This is a genomic window from Streptomyces sp. NBC_00414, from assembly GCF_036038375.1.
Lineage (GTDB): Bacteria > Actinomycetota > Actinomycetes > Streptomycetales > Streptomycetaceae > Streptomyces.
The window spans coordinates 9,365,703-9,386,457 of the sequence record NZ_CP107935.1 but is presented as its reverse complement, the minus strand read 5'-3'; the positions used below and the strand labels follow the sequence as shown (position 1 = coordinate 9,386,457).

17 protein-coding genes are annotated in these 20,755 nt (G+C 71.6%); 6 read left to right on the top strand and 11 right to left on the bottom strand.

Going from position 1 to position 20,755, the window contains the following annotated elements; genetic code table 11:
- The first annotated feature begins 244 nt into the window (after positions 1-244).
- The 4 genes from OHS59_RS40280 (at position 245) to OHS59_RS40265 (ending at position 6,614) form a co-directional block, all read left to right on the top strand.
- Positions 245-1,426 carry an ATP-grasp domain-containing protein gene (locus tag OHS59_RS40280; protein ID WP_328498266.1) on the top strand — a complete coding sequence of 394 codons (1,182 nt, stop codon included), beginning with the start codon at positions 245-247 and terminating at the stop codon, positions 1,424-1,426.
- Positions 1,423-3,351 carry an IucA/IucC family protein gene (locus OHS59_RS40275; protein WP_443061581.1) on the top strand — a complete coding sequence of 643 codons (1,929 nt, stop codon included), beginning with the start codon at positions 1,423-1,425 and terminating at the stop codon, positions 3,349-3,351. The genes OHS59_RS40280 and OHS59_RS40275 overlap by 4 nt, the downstream gene beginning before the upstream one ends.
- A 120-nt stretch (positions 3,352-3,471) precedes the next feature.
- Positions 3,472-5,406 carry an IucA/IucC family protein gene (locus tag OHS59_RS40270; protein ID WP_328498265.1) on the top strand — a complete coding sequence of 645 codons (1,935 nt, stop codon included), beginning with the start codon at positions 3,472-3,474 and terminating at the stop codon, positions 5,404-5,406.
- Positions 5,403-6,614: a type III PLP-dependent enzyme gene (locus OHS59_RS40265; protein WP_328498264.1), complete on the top strand. Its 1,212-nt coding sequence runs from the start codon at positions 5,403-5,405 to the stop codon at positions 6,612-6,614. The genes OHS59_RS40270 and OHS59_RS40265 overlap by 4 nt, the downstream gene beginning before the upstream one ends.
- On the opposite strand, the gene OHS59_RS40260 is transcribed toward OHS59_RS40265, so the two are convergent.
- The 10 genes from OHS59_RS40260 to OHS59_RS40215 form a co-directional block, all read right to left on the bottom strand.
- Complete coding sequence (locus tag OHS59_RS40260) at positions 6,611-8,887, bottom strand: glycoside hydrolase family 95 protein (protein WP_443061580.1); 2,277 nt, start codon at positions 8,885-8,887, stop codon at positions 6,611-6,613. The genes OHS59_RS40265 and OHS59_RS40260 overlap by 4 nt on opposite strands.
- Positions 8,888-9,152: 265 nt before the next feature.
- Positions 9,153-9,650, bottom strand: a complete 498-nt coding sequence (locus OHS59_RS40255; protein WP_328498263.1) for a hypothetical protein — start codon at positions 9,648-9,650, stop codon at positions 9,153-9,155.
- 118 nt (positions 9,651-9,768) lie between these two features.
- Positions 9,769-10,983, bottom strand: coding sequence for a LuxR C-terminal-related transcriptional regulator (locus tag OHS59_RS40250; RefSeq protein WP_328498262.1), 1,215 nt, complete (start codon positions 10,981-10,983; stop codon positions 9,769-9,771).
- Positions 10,984-11,042: 59 nt separating this feature from the next.
- On the bottom strand, positions 11,043-11,468 hold the full coding sequence (locus tag OHS59_RS40245) for an ACT domain-containing protein (RefSeq protein ID WP_328498261.1): 426 nt from the start codon (positions 11,466-11,468) through the stop codon (positions 11,043-11,045).
- Positions 11,469-11,477: 9 nt separating this feature from the next.
- Positions 11,478-12,212 carry a CGNR zinc finger domain-containing protein gene (locus OHS59_RS40240; protein ID WP_328498260.1) on the bottom strand — a complete coding sequence of 245 codons (735 nt, stop codon included), beginning with the start codon at positions 12,210-12,212 and terminating at the stop codon, positions 11,478-11,480.
- Positions 12,213-12,324: 112 nt separating this feature from the next.
- Positions 12,325-12,567, bottom strand: a complete 243-nt coding sequence (locus tag OHS59_RS40235) for a DUF397 domain-containing protein (protein ID WP_328498259.1) — start codon at positions 12,565-12,567, stop codon at positions 12,325-12,327.
- 83 nt (positions 12,568-12,650) lie between these two features.
- Positions 12,651-13,817, bottom strand: a complete 1,167-nt coding sequence (locus tag OHS59_RS40230; RefSeq protein WP_328499544.1) for a thiolase domain-containing protein — start codon at positions 13,815-13,817, stop codon at positions 12,651-12,653.
- A 44-nt stretch (positions 13,818-13,861) separates the two neighbouring features.
- Positions 13,862-14,926, bottom strand: coding sequence for a thiolase domain-containing protein (locus tag OHS59_RS40225; protein WP_328498258.1), 1,065 nt, complete (start codon positions 14,924-14,926; stop codon positions 13,862-13,864).
- Positions 14,927-15,871 carry a Zn-ribbon domain-containing OB-fold protein gene (locus OHS59_RS40220; protein ID WP_328498256.1) on the bottom strand — a complete coding sequence of 315 codons (945 nt, stop codon included), beginning with the start codon at positions 15,869-15,871 and terminating at the stop codon, positions 14,927-14,929.
- 165 nt (positions 15,872-16,036) lie between these two features.
- Positions 16,037-16,837, bottom strand: a complete 801-nt coding sequence (locus OHS59_RS40215) for a crotonase/enoyl-CoA hydratase family protein (RefSeq protein WP_328498254.1) — start codon at positions 16,835-16,837, stop codon at positions 16,037-16,039.
- A 247-nt stretch (positions 16,838-17,084) separates the two neighbouring features.
- Here OHS59_RS40215 and OHS59_RS40210 point away from each other — a divergent pair, with 247 nt between their 5' ends.
- Positions 17,085-18,704 carry an acyl-CoA synthetase gene (locus OHS59_RS40210; protein ID WP_328498253.1) on the top strand — a complete coding sequence of 540 codons (1,620 nt, stop codon included), beginning with the start codon at positions 17,085-17,087 and terminating at the stop codon, positions 18,702-18,704.
- 33 nt (positions 18,705-18,737) lie between these two features.
- On the opposite strand, the gene OHS59_RS40205 is transcribed toward OHS59_RS40210, so the two are convergent.
- The gene (locus OHS59_RS40205; protein WP_328498252.1) at positions 18,738-19,235 is read right to left on the bottom strand and encodes a hypothetical protein; all 498 of its coding nucleotides are present in this window, start codon (positions 19,233-19,235) and stop codon (positions 18,738-18,740) included.
- 193 nt (positions 19,236-19,428) lie between these two features.
- On the opposite strand from OHS59_RS40205, the gene paaK reads away from it, so the two are divergent.
- Complete coding sequence (gene paaK / locus OHS59_RS40200) at positions 19,429-20,724, top strand: phenylacetate--CoA ligase PaaK (RefSeq protein WP_328498251.1); 1,296 nt, start codon at positions 19,429-19,431, stop codon at positions 20,722-20,724.
- Positions 20,725-20,755: the final 31 nt, after the last annotated feature.

Genomic DNA, 20,755 nt, shown 5'->3' with positions numbered 1-20,755 from the left:
TCATAGCTGGTCGAGAAACAGAACATGCCTAAGCTGATCTCACTCAATGTGACCGCGGCCGAACAGGTCGCACCTGCGCGGGCCGCGCCTACGGGTGCGCGCCCGCGTACCGCCCGGCGCCCGCACGCATCCGTGCTCTCCGCCGGCGCCGGAGCCCCCGCATGTTCCGTGCGTCCGCGGGCCGAGCCCCGTCTCACCAGCTCACCATCAACCGCCTACCTACGAGCGGAAGTTGTTCCCCCGCGTGCGCATGTATCTGCTTGCCCTCAACCCCACCGACTCCGTCACCGAAGGGTTTCTGCCCGCCGCCGCGCGGCTGGGCCTGGACGTGACCGTGCTCACCGACCAGCCGGACGCCCATCGGCGCGTGTATCCGGGGATCGAGGTCCTGGAGTGCGACGTCCGCGACTTCCGCTCCGTCGTGACCCGGATCTCGACGCTGGGCCGTCCCGAGGCGGTCTTCTCCAACAGCGATCACCTGCAGACCCAGGCCGCCCTGGCCGCCGACTACTTCGGCCTGCCGGGCAAGGACTGGTGGGTCACCCTGCGCACCAAGGACAAGGCGGAGATGCGGCGCCATCTCGCCTCCTCCGGCGCGGACACGGTGTGGTCGGCCGAAGTCACCGAGGACACGGACGTGGCCGCCCTCGACGTGCCGTACCCGTGTGTCGTCAAGCCGCGTGAGGGCGTGGCCAGCGAGGACGTCGTACGCGTCGAGGGGGCCGAGGAGCTGGTGGCGCGCTGCGCGGAGATCCGGGGCCGGCGCCCCGGGGCCGCCCTGGTCGTCGAGGAGTATCTGCCCGGGGAGCTCTACACCCTGGAGACGCTCGGGGACGGTCGCGTGCGCCATGTGCTGGGCGGTTTCCACACCGTGCTGTCCCCGCCGCCGTACTTCGTCGAGGAGCGGCTGACCTTCGTCGCGGCCCATCCCGAAGCGGTCGTGGCCCAGGTGCTGGCGCAACTCGACGTGCTCGGAGTCGGTTTCGGCGCCTGCCACACCGAGTTCGTGGTGCACGAGGGCCGGGCGAGAATCATCGAGGTCAACTACCGCGCCATCGGCGACCAGTGCGATCTGCTGCTGGCCCACCTGCTGGAGATCCCGCTCTTCGAGCACATCCTGCGTACGCACCTGGGTGAGCCCCTGCCCGCCTCGCTCGGCGCGCGGAGCGACGGCGTGGCCCGGCTGGACTACCCGTGCGCCGCGAGCGCGGGAACGCTGACCGCCGCCCCGGCCGCAACCGAACTGACGGTCGGGGGTGTGCGGTTGACCTACCGTCCGCTGCGGGAGGTCGGCGAGCGGCACGAGGTGTATCGCACCAACCGTGACTTCCTCGGCGTGGTGAGGGCCACCGGAACCGTCCAGGAGGACGTGGACAAGGCGGTGGCCGGGTTCCTGGCCGAGCAGCGGTGGGAGATCCAGCCGTGACCGTCTCCTTCACCGATACCGGCGCCGGTGGCGGCCAAGGCGGCACGCCCCCGGAGGCCGACGCCACTGATGCCACCGAGGGCGAACTGGTGATCCGGGTGCTCAGCGCCCTGCTCCGCGAGGACGTCGTCGGCCTGCGCTCGTCCGGCAGGCTCGTGCACCGGCCGGACGGCGCCTGGCTTCGACGGGCCGCCGGAAAGGGCCAGTCTCTGCTGCTGCCGGTCGTCGCGGACGGGTTCCAATGCGAGTACGCGGCCCGACTGCCCATGCTCGTGCGGGAATCCGAGGGGACCGAGGGGTCCGGGAGCGCCGAGGGATCCGGGAGCGCCGAGGGGACCGAGGGATCCGGGAAAGCAGAAGGGCGCCAGGGGTTCAGGGGAGCCGAGGGGGCAGGGAGAGCCGCGCCCGTGGTCCACGGGACGTGCGACGCGATCCTCGGCGCCCTGCGCGTCCTCGCCCACCCCCTCGACCGGGAAGGGTTCGACGCGTTCGCCGTCGAGTGCCGGCAGACGCTGGCCACCATGCGGCTGCACACCGCGACCCGGGACGCGACGGCCGAGCGGCTGACGGAGCGTCATGGCAACGATCCGGCCGCCTGGTCGGGGCTGGCCGGAGGAATGGCGTACGACGCCCTCGCCGCCCGCCTGGACCACCCCGTCTACCCCACCGCACGCGGCCGGTCCGGGCTGAACGAGCGGCAACTCATCTTGTACGCCCCGGAGTCGGCGCCCCGGTTCGCTCTGCGCTGGCTCGCCGTGCCGCAGGAGGCGGTCACCGGGACACTTCCGGACCGCTGGCCGACGCCCGCGCGACTCGGGCTCGCGGGGCTCGACCGTACGCATGTGGCGCTGCCCGTACACCCGTTGACCGTCGGCCCCGCGCTGGAAGGAGCCCTGCGCGCCACGGGCCTGACGGACCGGGCCGTGCTCGCCGACCGCGCCCGTCTCGAAGCCGTGTCGACCCTGTCGATGCGTACCGTGGCCCTGTCCGCGGAGCCGTCCCTGCATGTCAAACTCCCCCTGGCCACCGCCACACTGGGGCTGCTCAACCGGCGGACGATCAAACCCGGCACACTCCTCGACGGGGCCGCGGGACAGCGGCTGATCGAGCAGATCATCGCCCGCGAGCCGCGCTTCCGGAGCACGATCCTGCACGCCGACGAGACCGTGTACGCGCATGCCGGGCACGAACTGCTCGCCGCGCTGTTCCGGCGCTACCCGGACGGCCTCCAGGACTCCGTCGTCGTGCCCATGGCCGCGCTGCTCGCCGAAGCGCCCGGCGGACGGCTGGTCGTCGACCACCTGGCCGACCGCTTCTACTCCGGTGACGTCCTCGGGCTGCTCGACGCCTGTCTGACCCTGCTCTTCGACTGGCAGACCACGCTGTTCGGGTACGGAATCGCGCTTGAGTCGCACCAGCAGAACGTCTCGATGGTCCTCGACCGGCAGCACAACGGCCGTACGAGGCTGCGGCTGCTCTTGAAGGACAACGACGGGCCGCGCATCAACGGCGCGCGTCTGAGCGACCGGTTGGGGGCCGCCGCTCCGGGGCCCGGAGACTTCGACGACGTCCGGACCTTCACCGAGGGGGACGGGCCGGTCGTCGACCTGTTCACGACGATCACGGTCCATCTGTGCGCGGGCGCCTACGCCTTCGGGCTCGCGAGACACGGCCGCGCGCCGCTGCCGGTGCTGCTGCGGCTCGTGCGTGACCGGCTCGCCGAGGCGATCGAACGGCTGGGGACGGGACCGGGCGAGCCCGGCGCCGTGCTGCGTGCCCGGGTGCTGGACGCACCGCGTCTGCCGGTCAAGGCGATGGTCACCGCCGGAACGCTCCTCACCAAGGCACGGTCCGGCGCGGCGGACATCAACAAGCACTACACCACTGGACCCAACTACCTGCTGCAGACCGGGGGTTCGGCTTGAGCCCCGAGGCGCAGCCCTGCCGGCCCCCTCCCCGCCCGGATCGGCGCGGCCATCGCCGTCGCCCCGACCTCCGTACGCGCGACCATACTTCGCTCTCATTTGCACTTGCTGGAGCCGCACATGCCCTCGCTGACCGAGTCGCTCGGTAGCACTTCCCTCTCCACCGCCCCCAGCCGCGTCCTCGGCCCCGCCCCCGGTCCCGCCGCACAGCCCCCTCAACTCCCCTCCGCGGACGAGGCCGTGACCCACACCCTCCTCAACTGTCTGCTGCGCGAGGTGTCGGCCCCCGAGCACCAGAGCGCGCTCACCGACCGCCATCTGCTGCTGCGGCTGCCCCGGTGCGGTGTGCTGCTGCGTGTCGCGCTGCGCCGTACGTCGATGCTCGGCGCACACCGCTTCACCGGGCCGGTGAGTGAGCAGACGGCGGACGGTGGCTGGAGCGAGATCGGCTGGCGGCGGCTGGCCGAGCACACGCAGGACGAGCTGTCCCTGCGTACCGGAGTGCGCAACGAGGAGTTCCTGGAGCAGGTCGACTCCAGCCACCGGAGCGTCGCCGCGACCCTCCCCGTACGGACGACCGGGACCGCCCCAACTGCCCACCCCGTACAGCCGGGGAGCGGCCCCGCGCCGGCGGACACGCCCGTCGCCGCCTATCTCGCCTCCGAACAGTCGCTGCTGTTCGGGCACCGCTTCCATCCCACTCCCAAGGCGCGCACCGGGGACGCGGACTCCTGGCCTGCCTACGCGCCGGAGGCGGCCGCGGTCTTCCCGCTGCGCCACCTCGCCGTGCGCGAACACCTGATCGCGGAGGAGTCCGCGGAGCCCGGCGCCCTGGACGCGCTCGACCGGCTGGGCCGACTCGGCCCACGGGACCCACGGGACCCACGCGACCGGCCGACCGGGCAGGGCAGGCAGGCCGGGCAGGACATCGCCACCGTCCCCGAGGGGTACCGGCTGTTGCCCGCGCACCCCTGGCAGTTCGAGATGCTGCGCGAGCACCCGGCGCTGCGTGCGGCTCTCGGACGCGGGGACATCCTCGACCTAGGGCCGAGCGGCAGGCCCTTCGCCGCCACCGCATCCGTGCGGACCCTGTACGACGGCGAGTCGTTCCTGAAGTTCAGCCTGAACATCAGGATCACCAACTGCCTGCGCAAGAACGCCAGTTACGAGCTGTCCGGCGCCGTCGCCCTCACCCGTGTGCTGGGCCCGGTGCTGGCCGACCTGGCCGACCGGTTCCCCGGCAGCGCGGTGCTCCGCGAACCCGCCTACCGCAGCCTCGCCCTGCCCGGCCCGGACGGAACACCGGACCGAGAGCTGCTCGAAGGCTTCGGCGTCATCGTCCGCGAGGGCCTGGGCCGACGGCTCCTGCCCGGCACCACCCCGCTGCTCGCGGCGGCCGTGGCGGACGAGTACCCCACCGGTCCGGCGCACATCTCCCGCCTCCTCGGCGGGGCCGGGCCGCGAGCCGCGCTCGACTGGTGGGCTGCCTACCTCAGGCTGCTCGTGCCGCCGGTCCTCGCCGCCTACTTCGACCACGGTCTGGTGCTGGAACCCCATCTGCAGAACGTGCTGATCTGCGTCGACGGCGACGGCATGCCCGCCCAGGTCCTCTTCCGGGACCTGGAGGGCACCAAGCTCGTGCCCGAGCGGCACACCGGGACCCTCGCCTCGCTGCCGCCCGAGGTCGCGGCCCCGATGACGTACGACGCGCAGCGCGGCTGGGACCGGGTCGTCTACTGCCTGCTCGTGAACCACGTCGCCGAGCTGCTCGCCGCCATCGCCGATCTGCATCCGCACGCCGAGGCCGCGTTGTGGGCGGAGGTCCGCGGCACCCTCCGGACGTACGCCGACCGGTACGGCTGCCCGCCGCCGCTTGCCGCGCTGCTCGCGGGAGTGCCGCTGCCCGCCAAGACGAACCTCCTCACCCGCTGGGAGCGCATGGCCGACCGCGAGGCCGGATACGTCCGTCTGGCCTCACCCCTCGGCGAAGGCATCCCGCGCCACACGAGCGCGGCCATGACCGCGCCCTCCACCACCACCGGGAGTACCCGATGACCGATCCCACCGACGCCGTACGGGACCGGGTACTCTCCCTGACCTCCGACGAACTACCCGCGTACGTCTATGACTTGGCGGCGCTGCGGGCGCACGCAGCGACCGTGCGGGCCTCCCTGCCCGAGCGCGTCGAGCTGTACTACGCGGCGAAGGCCAACCCGGAGCCGGAGATCCTGGCCGCGCTGGGCCCGTACGTGGACGGCTACGAGGTCGCGTCGGGCGGTGAACTCGCCCATGTCGCCAAGGCGGTGCCGGGCCGCCCGCTGGCCTTCGGCGGCCCCGGCAAGACTCCCGCCGAGATCGTGGCCGCGTTGGAGCTGGGCGTGGAGCGCTTCCATCTGGAGAGCGAGTACGAACTGCACGTGCTGGCCGAACTGGCCCGGCAGGTAGCTCCGGACGGCCGGGTGGGGGTTCTGCCGCGCTTCAACCTCCCTGTGACGTCGGCCTCGTTGGCGGCGAGCGCCCTCGCGATGGGCGGGCGCCCCAGCCCCTTCGGCATGGACCCGGCCCAGGCGGACACGGTGATGGGGCTGCTCACCGACGGCACCTATCCACATCTCGAGTTCAAGGGCGTGCACGCTCACCTGGCGAGCGGGCTGCGGGCTCCGGAGCAGCTCGCGATGGCCGAGTCCATCGTGGACTGGGCCGTTCGCCTGGCGGAGCGGCACGGGGTGCGGCCGGCGGAGGTGAACGTCGGCGGGGGCATGACGGTCGACTACGCGGCTCCCGACGAGCGGTTCGACTGGAGCGTGTACGGCGTCGGCCTCGCGCAACTCCTGTCGCGACACCCGGCTCTGACGTTGCGTATCGAGCCCGGGCGGGCGCTGACGGCGTACTGCGGCTGGTACGCGACCGAGGTGCTGGACGTGAAACGCAGCCACGGAGAGGAGTTCGCCGTGGTGCGCGGCGGGACGCACCACCTGCGCACTCCGGCGACCAAGGGGCACGACCAGCCCTGCACGCTACTGAGGGTGGAGGGCTGGCCGCACCCATGGGCCCGGCCGGTCGCGCGAGGCGAACTCGTCACGCTCACCGGCCAGTTGTGCACTCCGAAGGACGTCCTGGCCCGGAACGTGCCCGCGTCGGCGCTCCGGGCGGGCGACCGTGTGGCGTTCGGGCTCGCGGGTGCGTACGCGTGGAACATCTCCCATCACGACTTCCTCATGCATCCGCGGCCCGGCTTCCACTTCCTGGGAGCGCCGGCCTAGGTCCTGTCGGGCTGTTCGCCCCAGACGTACCTCCGTCCCGCGATCGCCTTGAACGTCGTCCCGCCGTCCGGCAGCAGGTCGCTTCGGACGGTGAGGCGCCGTGTGCGGGACGCGGTCAGCGTGATGCGGGTCGCGCGGCCGTCGGCCCATTCGATGTCGACGGTGGCGCCGCCGCGGGCGCGCAGCCCGCTGACCGAGCCGTCCCGCCAGGCGGCGGGCAGCGCCGGGAGGATCTCGATGACGTCGTACTGGCTCTGCAGCAGCATCTCGACGACTCCGGAGGTCGCTCCGAAGTTGCCGTCGATCTGGAACGGCGGGTGTGTGTCCCAGAGGTTCGGCAGGGTCGAGGACTTGAGCTGTTCGCCGAGCATCCTGTGCGCGTGGTCGCCGTCGCGCAGCCGGGCCCAGAAGTTGATTTTCCAGGCCTTGGACCAGCCGGTTCCGCCGTCACCGCGGGCGGTGAGTGAGACCTTCGCGGCGTCGGCCCATGCGCTGCCCGGTTCGATCTGACGGCCGGGATGCAGCGCGTAGAGGTGGGAGACGTGCCGGTGGTCGTCCTTGGGGTCGTCCAGATCCGCCTTCCACTCCTGGAGCTGGCCCCAGGAGCCGATCCGCAGGCCGGGGTCGAGGCCGGCGAGGGCCTTCTCCAGCTCTGCGCGGAACGCGGGGCTGTCGCCCAGGGTGCGGGCCGCCTCAAGGGTGCTGGTCAGCAGGTCGTGCACGATCTGCTGGGACATGGCGGCGCCCGCGGTGAAGTCCCCGTGCTCGGGCGAGTAGCTGGGCGTGACGACGAGTGTGCCGTCGCGCGGATCGGTGCGCAGGTTGTCGAGCCAGAAATCGGCGGACTCCTTCATCACCGGGTACGCGGTCGAGCGCAGGTAGTCGACGGACCCGCCGAACCGGTAGTGCTCGTACAGCTGTTGGGTCAGCCACGCGGCCGCCTCGGGGAACCAGAAGGCGGTGGCCCAGTCGTGCACGCCGGTGAAGCCGTACGGGTTGGTCTCGTTGTGCACGACCCAGCCCCGCGAGCCGAACATCTCCTTCGCCGTACGGCGTCCGGGTGCGCGCAGTGCCTCGACGAAGCGGTCGTACGGCGCCGTGGTCTCGGCGAGGTTCGCCGCCTCGGCCGGCCAGTAGTTCATCTGCAGGTTGATGTTGACGTGGTAGTCGGCCGACCAGGGCGGTGACGTGCTGTTGTTCCACACGCCCTGAAGGTTGGCGGGCAGCGAGCCGGGGCGCGAGGACGCGATGAGGAGGTAGCGGCCGTACTGGAAGTAGAGGGCTTCCAGGGCGCGGTCCGTGGCCGTGGTGCCGCCGGTGTAGCCCGCCAGCAGCCGGTCCGTCGGGACCTCGGGAACCTCGGCGCGGATGTCCAGGGCCACCCGGCCGAACAGGGCGCGGTGGTCCCGCACATGACGGGCCACCAGCGACTCGTACCGTTCGCCCGCCTCGTCGACGGCGCGGGAGACGGCGGCGTGCGGGTCCTCGCCCCGGTAGTCGGGGTACGTGTCGGCGTAGTCCGTACCGGCGGCCAGCACGAACCAGGCGCTGTCGGCGCCCGTCACAGTGACGGTGCCGTCGGGGTTCGAGGTGACGGTGCCCCCTTCACCCCGTACCCGTACGCGGATCTGCGCCTCGAAGCGCAGTCCGTTGTCGGCGAGCGCGCCGCGGACCGTCAGCTTTCCGCCGGACGCGGTCACGGTGAAGTCGCTGCGGGGCGAGGAGTAACGAAGGGTGAAGGCGACACGGCCCGGCCGGTCCGCGCTCAGCCGTCCCACGATCACGCCGTCGGGGTACGAGGCGAAGAACTCCCGCTGATGGCGTACCTGTTGGTGGGTGTAGACGACGGTGGCCATGGCGTTGGCGATGTCGAGCTCGCGCCGGTACGTCTCCGGGGGCGCCGTCGGCGCGTCCGGAACGTCGATGTGGAGATCGCCGAAGGTCTGGTGGGCGCCGTACCCGGCCTTCGGCTGGCCGAGTTCGTCGGCCACCGCCTCGGGGTAGAGACGGGTCCCGGCGTCGATACGGTCCTGCACGGCGGTGATCGCGCCGGGGCGGGCGTCGCGCCAGTTGCCGTGGTCGTATCCCTGAGCCGAACCGGGGCCGCCGGTCCACAGGGTCTTCTCGTTGAACTGCAGCCGCTCGGAGGCGAGGGTGCCGAACACCGTGGCGCCGAGGGCGCCGTTGCCGATGGGCAGCGCCTCACGCTCCCAGTCGCCGGCCGGGGTGGTGTACCAGAGGGAGGAGAGTCCGGGGGACGGAAGCGACGACACATCCGATGTATCTGCGGCCACCGCCTCGGTGGACGCCAGGGCCCCGGAGCCCAGGGCGAGGCCGGCCGCCCCGCCGACTGCGGTTATCAGCGTGGCTCTTCGGGAAGGCTGAGGGGTCGTCTGCGCATCGTGCGGTTCACATGACTCAGGTGATTCAGGTGACTGAAACGACATGACCCCTGACGCTAGAGGTCCGATCACCCAAGCGGCAAGGGTCATGACAAAGACGGAGGACGGCGGAGCGGTGGTGCACCGGCCGAGAGGTTCAGCCCTGCTGGAACAGCTCCGCGGGCAGCGGCTTCAGGAGCGCGTACAGGTCGTCGGTGATGGGGCGGTCCCAGGCTGCGATCGTCACCAGGACCTTGTCGCTGCGGTCGAACTGCACACAGGAGATACGCGTCTCGGTGAGCTTGAGGCGGCGCACGATGAGGAGGTTGTCTCCCTGCATCACCGGCATGTCCTCGGCGCCGGTGACGGTGACCTCTTCGTCGTTCTCCAGCGCCAGCAGCAGCTGGGCCACCTCGAACGGGACCTCTCCCTCGGCGATGTCCCGGGCCGGGGAGCCCTCCGGCAGATTGCCGATGATCATCGCCGGGCCGCGGCCGCCGAACAGGTCGTAGCGCAGGAACACGCCCTGGCAGCTGCCATCGAGTGCGGGCAGCAGGCCCGCGCCGAGATTGCCCGGCCAGTCGCCCGGATCCATGGCCAGAACATCGAAGTCTGGCCCGGCGGGAGTGGCGCTGCGGCGGCGGAGGAAGGACATGCCGCAATGGTACGTGCACCGGGGGGTGTACTGCCGTGGGGTCGGCGGCCATCGGCCCCACGGTCGACGGCCCCCGCCTCCCGGACACCGGCCGTCGCGCGTCGACACGACCCGTCGATCAGACGCTCTGGGCCCCGGGGCTCCCCCTCCTTGCCGTCCCCAGTGCCGCCCCCAGCCCCGAGCGCTCCGTTCCCACCTTCCGGTACACCGCCGACAGCAGGCGCACCACCGTCGCCTCCTCCGTGCCGAGCTGTTCGGCGATGGTCGCCGCAGTGAGGCCGCGCACGGCCAGTTCCGCGGCCGCGCGCTCCCGGGCGGTGAGCGTGTCCGTCTCGGCGCTGTGCAGCCGGCGGGGCCGCAGCCCGGCGGCCTCGAGTTCGTCGCGTGCCGCCTCGGCCAGACCGTCGGCGCCGCACTGCACGGCCGCGTCGAGCCCCCGGTAGAGATGCTCGGCTGCCTCCCCGGGACGACTGCCGCGGCGCAGCTCCGCGCCGAGGGCGACGAGGGCACAGGCCAGTTCGTACGCCGCCGGGGAGCGTTCCAGGTGGTCGACGGACTCTTCGAGGAGTTTGACGCGGGCCGAGCCCGAGGAGACGTCGGCCGCCGCGCGCAGCGCCTGGCCGACCGCCGACGGCGCACCGTACAGCCGGGCCCGCCGCACCGCGTCGGCGGCCGTGGCCACGGCCCGCTCGGGGCTGTCGTGGCTCTCGGCGCGGGCGAGGTGCAGCTGCCACGGGCACCAGGCGGGGTTGCGCATGCCGCGCGGGTCGAGGCGGCGCCCGGCCGCGGCGAGTTCGGCGGCGGCGTCCTTCGCCAGGCCGCGGGCCAGCAGCAGCTCGCCGTGCACGGTCTGGGAGTCGGGGAAGACGACGGCGGCGGGGAACGGTTGCTCGAAGGCGTAGTCCTCGGCGGTCTGGGTGGCCTCGGTGAGCCGTCCGCGGGCGAGCAGGATCTCGACGAGGATGCCGACCGCGTACCAGTGGGCGGGGGTGCCGGGGCCGACCCGTTCGGCGAGCCTGAGCCCCGCGCGGACGAAGTCCTCGGCCTCGGCGAGCCGGCCGCGGCGGAAGCGTACGTACGCGAGGAGGGTGTAGCCGAAGGAGAGGTGGGCGCCGTGCCAGCCCTGCCGTTCGAAGTCGGCGATCCCGGCGGCGAACAGTTCCTCGGTGCGTCCCGGCCGGTCGGCGTACATGAAGGTGAGGGCGACGAGGACGGGCACCTCGAAGCCGCGGTCGGCCTCGGCCCAGCCGAAGCCGCCGGCCAGGGCGCGCTCCCCGCGTCGGCCGCACCACCGTGGCAGGGGGTGCGGCCGACGCGGGGAGACGGTGCGCACCGTGGCTTACAGGCACCTCAGCGTACGCCGGGGGCGAGTGCCACGGGCCCTTCCGACCGTTACTGACCGGAGCGGTCTGCCAACTGTTCCAGCAGGGCCACGGCCTCGGCGGCCCGCTCGTGCGGGACGAAGAGATGGTCGTGGTGGAAGCCCGCGACGACGTTGCAGCTCAGGCCCGCGTCGGCGAGTGCTCGGGCGACGGCGGCCGTGAGTCCGACGGCGTCCAGCACCGAGTGGATGCGCAGGGTGATCCACCCGGCCACATAGTCGTAGGCCAGGCGTGCGGTGTCGGCGTCCTCCTGTTCGACGACGAGGGTGAGGCCCTCGTCCTCGACGACGGTGACGACGGGTGAGAGTCCTGGTGGCGCTGTGCTGCCGGGGACGGTGGTGAAGACGTAGCGGCCGGGGTGCAGGGCGGGTTCCATACCGCTCAGCAGTCGACCGAGGTCACGTTCCGCGTCCGTTCCACTGCTCGTGCTGCTCATGCCAGGAGGTTATGCCGATTTCTTGTGCCGCTCGTGATGGCGGGCGACACGGGCCCGGTTGCCGCACGAGCGTGTGCACCACTCCTGGCGCGGATGGTCCTTGAGGAAGTAGCGCACGCAGCGCGGCGCGTGGCAGGCCCGCAACCGCTGCCGGTCGGGGCTCGCGAGAAAGGCGATGGCGGCACGGGCCAGGGCCGCCACGAGGTCGGCTCCCTCGCCCACGGGTTCCGGGGACACGACGGGTTCCTGGTGCACGAGGGATTCCAGGGACGCTACGGGCCCCTGGTGCGCAACGGATCCCGGGTGCACGGCAGATCCTTGCCGCCCGACGGGCTCCTGGCGTACGACGGGATCGGCGCCCTCGGTCCACGACAGGACGGGGACGGTCGGGACCAGGGCCGCCCGGGTGTTGAGCAGTGCGACCGCGTCCCGCGGCGGGAGCAGCCGGGCGGCGTCGGCCGGGCTCGGCTCGCCGGGGCGCACGGCGTGGGCGAACAGGGCGCGCACGGCAGCGCGTACCTCACGAACCGCGGCCAGCTCGGCATCGCCCGCGCGGAATCCGAGGACGCCGGGCTCGACGGCTCGGCCGCTCCCGGCCACCACGGTCTCCGGGTGCGCGCGCACCCACTCCGTGAGGCCTTCCGCGGTGGCGAGATCGTCAGCCACGCCGCCCCGCCCGTCGGGGCGGACGGTCAGGGCGAGGTCCAGGGAGAGCCGTGCGTCCGCGCCGAGGGAGTCGTTCACGGACTAATGATACGGCCCGTTGCAACCATTAGCACACGTGCATGCCAATGGTTGCACGAGCGGGAAAGAGGTGCGGCCGACGCCCTCTCTCAGGTGCGGCCGACGCTCCCTCTCAGGTGAGGTCGAACTCCCCTTCCCGCGCCCCCGACACGAACGCGCCCCACTCCGCTGGTGTGAAGACCAAGGAGGGGCTTTCCGGGCGGCCACTGTTGCGCATCGCGATGAAACCCTCGACAAAGGCGATCTGGACATCCCCCAGCCCACGGCTGCTCGAATGCCAGTCGGCGCTGCTGAGGTCAAGCTCCGGCTTGTCCCAGCCCGCGAGCGGGTGCTGCTGGATGGTGCTCTCGGCCACGTCCGTGCTCCTCCCGGTTCGTCGTCCGCGGCCAGCCTAGCTTTCGGCACCTGCCGCGCACAGGCCACGACAGGGTCTACCCCTCACGAGGCGGGCGGCGCCGCCCCGACCAGCCACATCGAGAAGAACTGGGAGCCGCCGCCGTAGGCGTGCCCGAGGACCCGGCGGGCGCCGTCGACCTGGTGCTCCCCGGCCTGGCCACGCACCTGAAGTGCGGCTTCGGCGAACCGGATCATCCCGGAGGCCCCGATGGGATTGGTGGAGAGCACCCCGCCCGACATGTTCACCGGCAGATCGCCGTCCAGTTCCGTGACCCCGGACTCGGTGAGTTTCCAGCCCTCGCCCTCCTCGGCGAAGCCCAGATTCTCCAGCCACATGGGCTCGTACCAGGAGAACGGGACGTACATCTCGACCGCGTCGATGTCGCGGCGCGGGTCCGCGATGCCCGCCTGCCGGTACACGTCGGCCGCGCAGTCCTTGCCGGCCTGCGGGGAGACGAAGTCCTTGCCGGCGAAGAGCGTCGGTTCGCTGCGCATCGCGCCGCCGTGCAGCCAGGCGGGTGGCCGCGGTGAACGGGCCGCCCCCGCACGGTCGGTGAGGACCATCGCGCAGGCTCCGTCGGAGGACGGGCAGGTCTCCGAGTAGCGGATCGGGTCCCAGAGCATGGGCGAGGCCTGGACCTTCTCCAGCGTGATGTCGTGCTCGTGGAGGTGCGCGTAGGGGTTCTTGAGCGCGTTGCGGCGGTCCTTGTACGCGACCAGGGAGCCCACCGTGTCGGGGGCGCCGGTGCGGCGCATGTAGGCACGCACGTGCGGCGCGAAGAAGCCGCCCGCGCCGGCGAGCAGCGGCTGCTGGAAGGGGATGGGCAGGGACAGGCCCCACATGGCGTTCGACTCGGACTGCTTCTCGTAGGCGAGGGTCAGTACGGTGCCGTGGACGCGGCCCGCGATCAGGTTCGTGGCGACGAGCGCGGTCGAGCCGCCGACGGAGCCCGCGGTGTGGACGCGCAGCATCGGTTTGCCGACCGCGCCGAGGGCGTCCGCGAGGTAGAGCTCGGGCATCATGACGCCCTCGAAGAAGTCGGGCGCCTTGCCGATGACGACGGCGTCGATGTCCGCCCACGTCAACTCGGCGTCTTCGAGAGCGCGTTGGGCGGCCTCGCGGACGAGTCCCGCGATGGACACGTCCCTTCGGGCGGCGACGTGCTTGGTCTGGCCGATCCCGACGACGGCCACGGGCTCCTTGCCCACCGCGGGACTCGTCGCGGGGCTCGGCGTGGAACTCGTCGCGGGGCTCATCGCGGTTCTCCTTCCAGTACGGCGACCAGGTTCTGTTGCAGACAGGGACCCGAAGTGGCGTGCGCCAGCGCCCGGTCGGAGTCACCGCGCCGGATCCGGTCGGCTGCCTCGCCGATGCGGATGAGGCCCGCGGCCATGATGGGGTTGGCGGCGAGCGCTCCCCCGGACGGATTGACGTCGACACTGCCGTCCAGCCGCAGGGCCTTGCGCAGCACCACTTCCTGGGAGCTGAACGGTGCGTGCAACTCGGCTGTGTCCACGGGCCGTTCGAAGAGTCCGGCCCGTTCCGCCGCCAGCCGTGTGGACGGCGAGTCGGTCAGATCCCGTACGCCGAGTCCGTGTGCCTCGATGCGGTGGTCGATGCCCCGTATCCAGGCGGGCCGCTCGCACAGTTCACGGGCCCGCTCCCCCGCGGCGAGGATCACGGCCGCCGCGCCGTCCCCGATGGGCGGGCAGTCTCCGGTGCGCAGGGGGCGCACGGCGTAGTCGCCCTGCGGCACCGAACCGCGCAGCTGAGCATGGGAGTTGCCGGTGGCGGAGGTACGGCTGCGGGTGGCGACGGCGGCGAGCGCCGGCTCGTCCGTGTCACCCGCGTCGATGAGCGCCTGCGCCTGGAGGGCCGCCAGGGCGACCGAGTCGGGCCACAGGGGCGCGACGTAGTACGGGTCCAGCTGCCGGGTCAGCACGTCGCGTACGGAGCCGGGCGACGACTTGCCGTACGCGTACACCAGCGCGGTGTCCGCGTCGCCGGTGAGGAGCTTCGTCCAGGCCTCGTACAGCGCCCACGCGCCGTCCATCTCCACGTGCGACTCGGAGATCGGCGGCCAGGCCCCCACGCCGTCGAGGGCCATGGTGAAGGAGAACGCCCGGCCCGCGAGATAGTCCGTGGAGCCGGAGCAGGTGAAGCCGATGTCGCTGGTCTTCAGCCCGGTCTGCGCCAGGACCCGGTGCAGGACCGGCATGAGCATCTCCACCTCGGAGAGCTCGTCGCTGGTGCGCCGGTGGTCGGTCTGCGCGAAGGCGACGACGGCGATGTCCCTGAGCGGCCTCGGTGCGGGCATCTAGACCAGCTCCTTGTACGTGTCGTAGTCGGCGTCCGGTTCGCCGGTGGGCCGGTAGTGGTCGGGGTGGCCGCCCCCGTCCGACCACACCGGCTCGACGCGCAGCCCCATGCGCACCTGGTCGTAGGGGATGCCGCCGATCCGGCCGTGCAGGGCGAGGTCGGCGCCGTCGAGGGCGATGTGCGCGTAGACGTACGGCACTTCGATGTCGAGGTTCTTCGCCTTGATGTTCACGATGCAGAAGGTCGTGACGGTCCCGCGCGGGCCGACCTCCACCCGTTCCGACGTGGCCACACCACAGGTGGGGCACGCGCCCCTCGGCGGGACGTACACCTTGCGGCACGAGGGGCAGCGCTCCCCGATGACCCGTCGCTCGGCGAGCGACTGGATGTAGGCGGTCTGGGCGCGGCCCGGTGAGTACGTGTAGTCGAGCCGGGCGGGCGCGACGATGCCCGTCACCAGGTCCTCGAACCGCCCCTCGCTGCCGGTGAGTTCGGCGGTGGCGCCGTCGTACGGTTCGAAGCAGGCGATGTCCGTGACGGCACCGGTGCGCTCCTCGGCCCAGCGGACCCGGACCCGCATGCCGGTGTGCACGGAGTCGGCCCCGCCGGGCGCGTCCAGGGCGTGCAGGAGGGCGGTGTCGGCGCCGTCCAGCCGTACCAGGACCCAGGCGAAGGGCCGGTCCAGCGGCTGCCCACGGCGGGGGTCGTGGTTCCAGGCCCAGGTGGTGACGGTCCCGGTGGCCGCGACCTCGACGAGTTCGCCGATCTCCTCGGAGGTGACGGGGTCGTACTCGACGGGCGGAACCAGCGTCCGCCCGTCCGCGGTCCTCACCCCCAGGACGACGCGCTCGCGCAGCCCGGTGAGAAACGCGCTCTGCACGGGCCCGAGGGACCGGGTGAAGGGAAACTCGACGACAAGGGGTGCTTTCAGCACTTCGGGCACGGGGATCTCCTCACACACAGGGAACTTTCGACCCCGGTCAGGGGCAGCGCACCTTCAGGGGGCTTACAACCCCGCTCAGGGACAGCGCGCCCCGCCAGGGGCGCGGGGAACCGCGCGACCGGCCACGACGGACCCGCAGCCACGAACCGACCCGCCGACGGCACGTCACTCCCGCCGATACACCGGCGGCCGCCGCTCCGCGAAGGCCCGCGCACCTTCCTTCGCGTCAGCCGTGTCGAACACGGGCCACCCCCTCTTCAGCTCGGCGGCAAGCCCTTCGGACTCGCCCATCTCGGCGGTCTCGTACACGGACGCCTTCACGGCCTCGACGGCCAGCGGCCCGCACGCGTTGACCTGCTCGGCGATGGCCAAGGCTTTCTCCAGCGCGGTCCCGTCGGGCACGACATGCCCGATCAGCCCGATGCCGGCCGCCTCCCGCGCCGAGTACGGCCGCCCGGTGAGCAGCATCTCCAGCGCGTGCGTCCGCGGAATCTGCCGCTGAAGACGGACCGTCGAGCCGCCGATCGGAAACAGCCCGCGCCTCACCTCGAACAGCCCGAAGGTCGCGGACTCCCCCGCGACCCGGATGTCGGTCCCCTGGAGGATCTCGGTCCCGCCGGCCACGCAGTGGCCCTCGACCGCGGCGATCACCGGTTTGCGCGGCCGGTGATGGCGCAGCATCGCCTTCCAGTGCAGATCGGGGTCGGCCGTGAGGCGGTCCCGGTGCTGCTGTCCCTCCATCCCCTTGCCCGCGAGGGCCTTGAGGTCCATGCCCGCGCAGAACGCGCCGCCCGCACCGGTCAGGACGATCGAGCGGACGGCGTCGTCCTCGTCGGCCTCGACCCAGCCGTCGTACAGGCCGACCAGCATCGGCAGCGAGAGCGCGTTCTTGGCCTCGGGCCTGTTGAGCGTGAGCACCAGTGTGGCGCCTTCGCGCTGCACGGTGAGGTGTTCCGTCCCACCCATTGCCGTCCTCCCGTCTCAGGAACGAGAACAGGTTGCAGGAGGCGCCGAAGCAGTACAAGGGTTTTCTGACAGGCAGTCAGATTTCTTCTGCGCGGACCCTTCACAGTTGTGGCGGGCTTTGCTCTGATGACCGGCGAAGCGGTGACGCACGTCCACTCGCCGACGCACGTCGATGCTCGCCGGTATGCGCCGGAGTTCATCGCTGTACGCCGATGTTCGCCGACGCATGCCGGGGTCTGGAGGAGCGGTGGAGTACAACCTTGCCGACCTGTTCGAGTCGGTCGTCGACGTGGTCCCCGACCGCGAGGCGCTCGTCCACGTCGACCATCCCGGTACGGGGGCCGAACGCCGCCTCACGTACGCGGAGCTGGACGCGGCGGCCAACCGTGTCGCCCACCACCTGATCGACAGCGGTGTCCGGCCCGGTGAACACCTCGGACTGCACCTCTACAACGGCATCGAGTACCTGCAGACCGTCCTGGGGTGCCTGAAGGCTCGGGTCGTACCGGTCAACGTCAACTACCGCTATGTCGAGGAGGAGTTGGTCTACCTCTACCAGGACGCCGACCTGGTCGCGCTGGTCTTCGACGCGGAGTTCACCGAGCGGGTCGCCGCGGCCCTGCCACGCGCTCCCAAGTTACGGCTCCTCATACGGGTGGGCGCCCCGGCACCGGACGCGCCCCCGCTGCCTGCGCTGGACTTCGCGGCCGTCGAGGCCACCGGTTCCGCCGGGCGGGGTTTCCCGGCACGGTCGGCCGACGACCAGTTCATCATCTACACCGGCGGCACGACCGGGATGCCGAAGGGCGTGATGTGGCGGCACGAGGACCTGTTCTTCGCGGGCCTCGGCGGTGGCGCTCCGACCGGGGAGCCGGTGAAGACGCCGGAGGAGCTCGCCGAGCGGGTGGCGGCGGGCGGGGACGGGATCACCTTCTTCCCCACCCCTCCGCTGATGCACGGCACCTCGACCCTCACCGCCTTCATCGGTTTCCACTTCGGCCAACGCATCGTGATCCACAGCAAGTTCGTGCCCGAGGAGGTGCTGCGGACCATCGAGAAGGAGAAGGTCACCAGCGTCTCGCTGGTCGGCGACGCGATGCTGCGCCCCCTGATCGACGCACTGAAGGGACCCATGAAGGGCACCGACTGCTCCTCCCTGTTCAGCGTCTCCTCGTCCGGCGCGATCATGTCGGAGACGGTGCGCGCACAGTTCCAGGCCCTCGTGCCGAACGTGATGCTCCTCAACAACTTCGGCTCATCGGAGTCCGGCTTCAACGGCACGGCGACGGACGACTCGGGTCCTGCCCGCGGCTTCCGCATCCAGGTCAACTCCCGCACCCAGGTGGTGGACCCGGCGACGCACGAGCCGGTCGCCGTCGGCGAGCCCGGCCGCATCGCCCAGCGCGGACACGTGCCGCTGGGCTACTACAACGACCCGCGGAAGACCGCCGAGACCTTCTTCGAGAAGGACGGTGAGCGGTGGGTGCTGCTCGGCGACATGGCGACCGTCGACGAGGAGGGCATCGTGACCGTCCTGGGCCGCGGCTCGCAGTGCATCAACACCGGCGGGGAGAAGGTGTATCCGGAAGAGGTCGAGCAGGCGCTCAAGTCGCACCCCGACGTGTACGACGCACTCGTGGCCGGAGTGCCCGACGAGACGTGGGGCAACCATGTGGCGGCCGTGGTGCAACTGCGCGAAGGCGGCGGACGGCCCTCCCTGGACGAGATCCAGACCCACTGCCGTACACAACTGGCCGGCTACAAGATCCCGCGCCAACTGGTGATCACGGAATCGATCCAGCGCTCCCCGAGCGGCAAGGCGGACTACCGGTGGGCCCGGTCGGTGGCGGCGGAGGCCGCGCGCTGAGGGGCCTGTTCTCGTGTCGGCCGAGGGGCCTTTTCACGTGTTGAAGGGCCGGTAGTGCACCAGGGCGCGGCCGTCGCCGTCGTCCCGCACCGTGATCTCCACCGCCACGGCGCCTCCTTCGGCGTACGGGTCCAGCGTCACGTGTCCGCAGCGGTCGGCGTCCTCCTGAGCGCAGTCCGAACGCAGCTTCATGTCGGGATAGGCGCCGGTCAGCCATGCGTCGAGGCCTGCTTCGCCGATGCGGAACCGGATGTCGTACAGCGTGTCGATGCCCCGCTGGATCACACAGGCGGCATCCTCCGCCCCGGCGGGCAGCCGCTCCTGGTCCGCGAATCGCAGCGCCTCCCGGCACGGCACCTTCGCCCCTGCGGCCCACGAGTCCTCGGCCCGCCCTCCTCCGGTCCGCCCGTCCGCGCCGTCGCCATCGAGCCCGGCGGAAGCCACCGCCCAGACCGCCCAACCGAGACAGGCCGAGGCCAGTACGGCGACCAGCCCGCCCACCCCGGCGGCTCTCCTCCCGGTGCGCGACACCCGTACTCCTCCATCCCCCAGACATCCGTCGACCGTCACCCGCCGACCGTTCGGAAGGGAAGAGGGACGAACGGGAGGCCCGGTTCCCGCCGCACGCCTTGACGGCCGCCCGTACGGCTGGATTACTTGATCTCCGAAGACACGACCGAATGATCGGTCGCCCGAAATGGCGCGTGGGTGAGGGAGCAGGCCTGTGGCGGATTCGACGGATCTGTTGGACGCGGGCGAGCGGCTCGACGCGGACGGGCTGCGCGCACTCCAGCTGGAGCGGCTGAGGGCCACCCTGCGGCACGCGTACGACAACGTGCCGTTCTACCGCGACTCCTTCGACAAGGCGGGGCTGCGGCCCGAGGACTGCGGCTCCCTCGCCGATCTGGCCCGCTTCCCCTTCACCACGAAGGCGGACCTGCGCGACAACTACCCGTACGGGATGTTCGCCGTGCCCCGGGACCGTATCCGCCGCATCCATGCCTCCAGTGGCACCACGGGACTCCCCACGGTCGTCGGGTACACCGAGAACGACCTGTCCATGTGGTCCGACATGGTGGCCCGCTCGATCCGCGCGGCGGGCGGCCGGCCCGGCGACACAGCCCATGTGGCGTACGGCTACGGCCTGTTCACCGGCGGGCTCGGCGCGCACTACGGCGCCGAACGGCTCGGCTGTACGGTCATCCCCGCGTCGGGCGGCATGACAGCGCGCCAGGTCCAGCTGATCCAGGACCTGAAGCCCGGGATCATCATGGTGACGCCCTCGTACATGCTGACGATCCTCGACGAGTTCGAGCGGCAGGGCGTGGACCCGCGCGGCACCTCGCTCCGCGTGGGCATCTTCGGTGCCGAGCCCTGGACCGAGGAGATGCGCCGGGAGATCGAGGAGCGGTTCGCCATCGACGCCGTCGACATATACGGGCTGTCGGAGGTGATCGGCCCCGGGGTGGCCCAGGAGTGCGTGGAGACGAAGGACGGACTGCACATCTGGGAGGACCACTTCTACCCGGAGGTCGTCGATCCGATCACGGGCGAGGTGCTGCCGGACGGCGAGGAGGGCGAGCTGGTGTTCACCTCCCTCACCAAGGAGGCCATGCCCGTGATCCGCTACCGGACCCGGGACCTGACGACGCTGCTGCCCGGCACGGCCCGCGTCTTCCGCCGGATGCGGAAGATCACCGGCCGCAGCGACGACCTGGTCATCGTGCGCGGCGTGAACCTCTTCCCCACCCAGGTCGAGGAGATCGTCCTGCGCACTCCGGGCGTCGCCCCGCACTTCCAGCTGCGGCTGACCCGCGAGGGCCGCCTCGACTCGCTCACCGTACGGGCCGAGGCGCGCGCCGGAGCCACCCCGGAGATCCGCGACGCCGCCGCGCGCGCCATCGCGGCGGCCGTGAAGGACGGCATCGGTGTCTCGGCGCTGGTCGAGATCGTCGAGCCGGAGTCCCTGGAACGGTCGGTGGGCAAGATCAAGCGCATCGTGGACCTGCGCCCGCGGTAGCCCGCGGGCGCCTGTCGGGTGACGAGAACGC